The organism is Methanobrevibacter sp., from assembly GCF_045646045.1.
Classification (GTDB): Archaea; Methanobacteriota; Methanobacteria; order Methanobacteriales; family Methanobacteriaceae; genus Methanocatella.
In genome coordinates this window covers 1-4,272 of record NZ_JAZRJY010000002.1, presented here as the reverse complement: position 1 = coordinate 4,272, position 4,272 = coordinate 1, and the positions used below count along the sequence as shown (strand labels likewise).

3 protein-coding genes are annotated in these 4,272 nt (G+C 31.0%); 2 read left to right on the top strand and 1 reads right to left on the bottom strand.

The annotated features are described in order from the left end of the window. Positions 1-55 precede the first annotated feature (55 nt). Together ACKI5C_RS00085 and ACKI5C_RS00080 are read left to right on the top strand one after the other, a co-directional pair. Positions 56-934 carry an alpha/beta hydrolase gene (locus ACKI5C_RS00085; RefSeq protein WP_407430794.1) on the top strand — a complete coding sequence of 293 codons (879 nt, stop codon included), beginning with the start codon at positions 56-58 and terminating at the stop codon, positions 932-934. Positions 935-1,052: 118 nt separating this feature from the next. Beyond that, positions 1,053-2,741, top strand: coding sequence for an ATP-grasp domain-containing protein (locus ACKI5C_RS00080; protein ID WP_407430792.1), 1,689 nt, complete (start codon positions 1,053-1,055; stop codon positions 2,739-2,741). 41 nt (positions 2,742-2,782) lie between these two features. Here ACKI5C_RS00080 and ACKI5C_RS00075 read toward each other — a convergent pair whose 3' ends face one another. Continuing rightward, positions 2,783-3,961 carry a cytosine permease gene (locus ACKI5C_RS00075; RefSeq protein WP_407430790.1) on the bottom strand — a complete coding sequence of 393 codons (1,179 nt, stop codon included), beginning with the start codon at positions 3,959-3,961 and terminating at the stop codon, positions 2,783-2,785. Positions 3,962-4,272 lie beyond the last annotated feature (311 nt).

Sequence of the window (4,272 nt, the reverse complement as noted above, 5' to 3'; positions counted from 1 at the left end):
ATTTTATATAATTTAATAAATATAATTCATAATATCAATATTCGACGGTGAACAAATGTCAAAAATGTCTAAAATTATGGAAAAAACATTGGAGAAAAAACATCGTGAATATGTTGATGATGCAGTTAAAGCCGATGAACATATGAATGAACGTTCTCTTGAAGAAGACGAAAAATATGAAATACCAAAAATGATATATCACACTAAAGTTGAAAGCAAAGATATGTTTGATTGTCAAATGGTAATTTTTAATGAGAAGGATGATACAGACTGTATGATTATATATCTGCATGGGGGAATCTACGTCAATGAAATTAGACTGCCTCATATTATATTTTGTGATAAAATTGCAAAAAAAGTTAATGCATGCGTATTTACTCCAATATATCCTCTTGCTCCAAATCACACCTATGAAGAAACTTACAGAATTGTTGAAAAGTTATATAATTATCTGTTAACAAAGGATAAACCTATTATAATCATGGGAGACTCTGCAGGAGGAGGTTTATCTGCAGCATTTTGTGAATATCTGTCAGCCAATAATATTTCAGAGCCTAAAAACCTAATTCTCATATCGCCATGGGTGGATGTATCAATGTCTGGAGATTATGACAGCGTTGAATTCGATCCGATGCTTGGAGTAGACGGTTTGCGTGAAATGGGTGAAATCTGGGCTGGGGACCTGGATCCGAAAGACTATAAGGTAAGTCCATTATTTGGAGAGGTAAACAAACTTCCAAAAACTACAATATTTGTAGGAACTCATGAAATATTCTATTCTGATGTTGTAAAATTTTATAAAAAATTAAAGGATAATGGTATTGATGTTGAATTGGTAATTGGTGAGAAAATGAATCATGTATATCCTCTATATCCTTTAGTTCCCGAATCGAAAGAAGCATTTAATAAAATTGTTGAAATACTTCTTGATTAGTTAAACAATTGTTTGAATGGGTCATTTTTCATTGATTTCTGCTTGTTAATATTTCAGAAAACATATATTATTGATTAAAATCATATATATTATTAATATATTTTATGAATGGGAAATTATGAGAAATATTGTTTTTGTTGAAGTCAAATCAACTGGTGTTAATTTTATTCAGGATGCTGTATATAGAAACTATTATCCTATTGTTCTTCAAACTAAATTAGGAGATGGAGAATATGCTGAAGAGTATCGGGAAGAGACTGATATTTCTTTAAAAAAAGTTAAAGAAGATTTTGAATTGATTTTTGAAAAAGATTCTTATGAAGAGACTCTCGAAATGGTTAGGGAATATGATCCTGTATTAGTTATACCTGCTAATGAAAGAGGAGTTATATTGGCTACCAAATTAGCAAATGATTTAAATCTTTTATGCAATCCTATTGAAAATCTTGATGCAATGACTTTAAAGGATAAAATGCAGGATAAGCTTGCTGAAAATGGCCTTCGCCATATTAGAGGAAAAGTTGTTCGTTCAGTTGATGAAGCTATTGAGTATTATGATAATGAATCTTTAAATGAAGTTGTTATTAAGCCTGTTTATGGTGCTGCTTCTGTTGGTGTACGCATTTGTCTAAACAGGAAAGAAATGATTGATGTTTTAACTGAACAATTTAAGGGAGAAAATTATTATGGTGATGAAATCAAAAAATATCTTGTTCAGGAGCGTATTGATGGTGAAGAGTATATAGTGAATACTGTTTCTAATAATGGTGTTCATAGAATAACTACAATCTGGAAATATAAAAAGCAGAAAACTTCTGAGGGTGGTCAGATTTATGACTATGCCCATACAATTAATGACTTAAATATTGGTGAAGCCAGCCTTGTTGAGTATGCATATAAAGTTTGTGATGCCATAGGTATTAAATACGGTGCTGTTCATGGGGAATATATGATTGATGATAAAGGTCCTATTTTGATTGAGGTTAACTGCCGTCCGATGGGTGCTAATCTTGATGCTGAATTTTTGGATAAAATTTCAGGTCAGCATGAAACTGACAGTACATTGGATTCATATTTAAATCCAGATAAATTTGAATTTGAACGGTTAAGGGGATATAAATTATATGAACATGGAGCAATTAAAATATTAATTATTCCAAGAGATATTATTGCCGAGTCTTCTTCAATGAATCATGTCAATATTCATTTAAAAAGTCATTTTTACACCAGTATTAATCCATTAGATGATCCTAAATTATTCGTTAAAACCCAAGACCTTCGAACAGCAGCAGGTACGATTTATTTAAGTCATCCTGATGGATATGTTCTTCAAAAGGATATTGAATTTATACGCAGTATTGAAAAAAATGCATTTCATTTAGTTTTAAGTGATGAATCCAGTAAAAAAACAACAATCGATGAAAATGAAACATTTGACGATATTAAATCCCTTTTAAATAAAATCCTTGCTTATGGTGTTACTCTTTTTGTTACCGATAATGTTTTTGAAGACATTAACGTGTTGCAGATTTCACCAGACAGGATTGATGATATATCCGGAGAATTTAATTGTGTTGTTGTTAACTTAAATAAGAGCATTATTAATAAAAAAGATGATGAAATATCCTTGTTATTATTGAAAATTATCAATAAGGTTAAAAATGGGGGATTAATTTTTATTCCAGAATCTACTTATCAGTATGTTCCTAATAGACGAATTGGTGTTGAAGCTCTTATTAAAGTTTTGGATTTGGAAATTCTATTGCCTTTACATGATATGATTGGATTCATAATAGCACAAAAATAATTTTTGATTAAGGACATCGGTTAAATATTTATCCTTAATTTTTAATTTTTTCTTTTTTTAACTAAAATCCATATATATGCAAGTCCTGCCGATACGATAACTGCAATAAGAGTAGGACCTAAAACTATTGAATCAAAGCTTGCTGTTATCTGGTAAACGACAAAACCAACAAACCATGAGAATATGTTCCAGTACCAGTCTTTAGTTTTATTATTTTCTTTTCCGAAATAGAATGAGACTACAAGTACAGAAGCCATTGGAGCAAAAACGGAACTTATAAGATAAAGAAAAGAAATGTAATGATCCATAATTCCTGAAATTGCTAAAATTGCACTTAATATACTGACTATGACTCCAACTATTTTAGGATCAAGTCTGTTGAATATTGCCTTCGCGGATTCTCCTGCGGAATTTGTTGCAAGAAAATTTGTGGTCACTGTTGAAAGAACAAGAATGAATACTCCCTGTACACCAAGTCCTGAAATGAGAATTGCCTGTGAAATGTCGACAGTTCCGATGCATACAACTTCAACACCTATGAAGTACATCCAAAGACTTGCAACAGTGTAAGCCAATGCTGATAAGGCTGTTGCTTTTTTAGGACTTTTCACATCTTTTGTATAATCAGAAATCACAGGCAGCCATGAAATTGGCATTGCAATAGAAATTTCAAAGATATTCCAGAATGTCAAAGTTGCTGAATTTTTGATAGGCATTAAATTATATCCGCCTATTCCCAATAATCTGAAGGACAATACTACAAGCAGTACTGTTAAAATTATCATGATTATGCTTGTTATTTTTGAAGTACGCTGAAGTCCTATAAAAACCCATATCGCTACAAGAATAGCAAGAATAACGGATGTAAGAGCAAAGGATATCGGTATATTCAAACCCATTAGAGCCAATGTTCCCTGTGCATTCAATACAGCCACCCATGCAATGAGCTGCATTACATTCAGTGCGGCAAAAAATCTGGAACCTAAATTACCAAAAGTTGATTTTATCGATTCCATTGCATTGACTCTAAGACGTGCCCCTATAAGACCAACGAAATAAAGCAATATTCCTCCTATTATATGTCCGAGTATCAATGGAACCCATATTGAGTTGATTGGTGCTGCAGACCCGATTTGTATACCTGCCTGAATTTCAGAAACTGAAATTGCAACACCGAACCATATAATCATATTGGTAAAAAGTCCTGTACGATTTTCCATATTTTGTCCTCAAAAATGAAATAATTTTTAAAATAATATATCTATTAATAGTATTTTTAAATATATAAAGATTTTTAGTACAAAACTGTACATTTAATTAAGTTTAATTACACTTTGTTTAAAAAAGAGGATGACTCAAAATTATTTTTAAAATAATTTTTTTTACATATTTTTTTTTAAGTATTTTGTTTGTTGTTTTGGTGTATGAGTTCTTTTTGTATTGTTTCGTTGTATATTCGTTTTAAATTATGTGATATTGCGAGTAATTTTGCTTCTGTTTGTGTTCTTTTTAGTCCAGTGGTGTTGAATTC

Excerpts from the sequence above, each read along its gene's own strand:
- ACKI5C_RS00085 (WP_407430794.1), top strand. The coding sequence starts at position 56 with ATGTCAAAAATGTCTAAAATTATGGAAAAAACATTGGAGAAAAAACAT.
- ACKI5C_RS00080 (WP_407430792.1), top strand. The coding sequence starts at position 1,053 with ATGAGAAATATTGTTTTTGTTGAAGTCAAATCAACTGGTGTTAATTTT.
- ACKI5C_RS00075 (WP_407430790.1), bottom strand. The coding sequence starts at position 3,961 with ATGGAAAATCGTACAGGACTTTTTACCAATATGATTATATGGTTCGGT.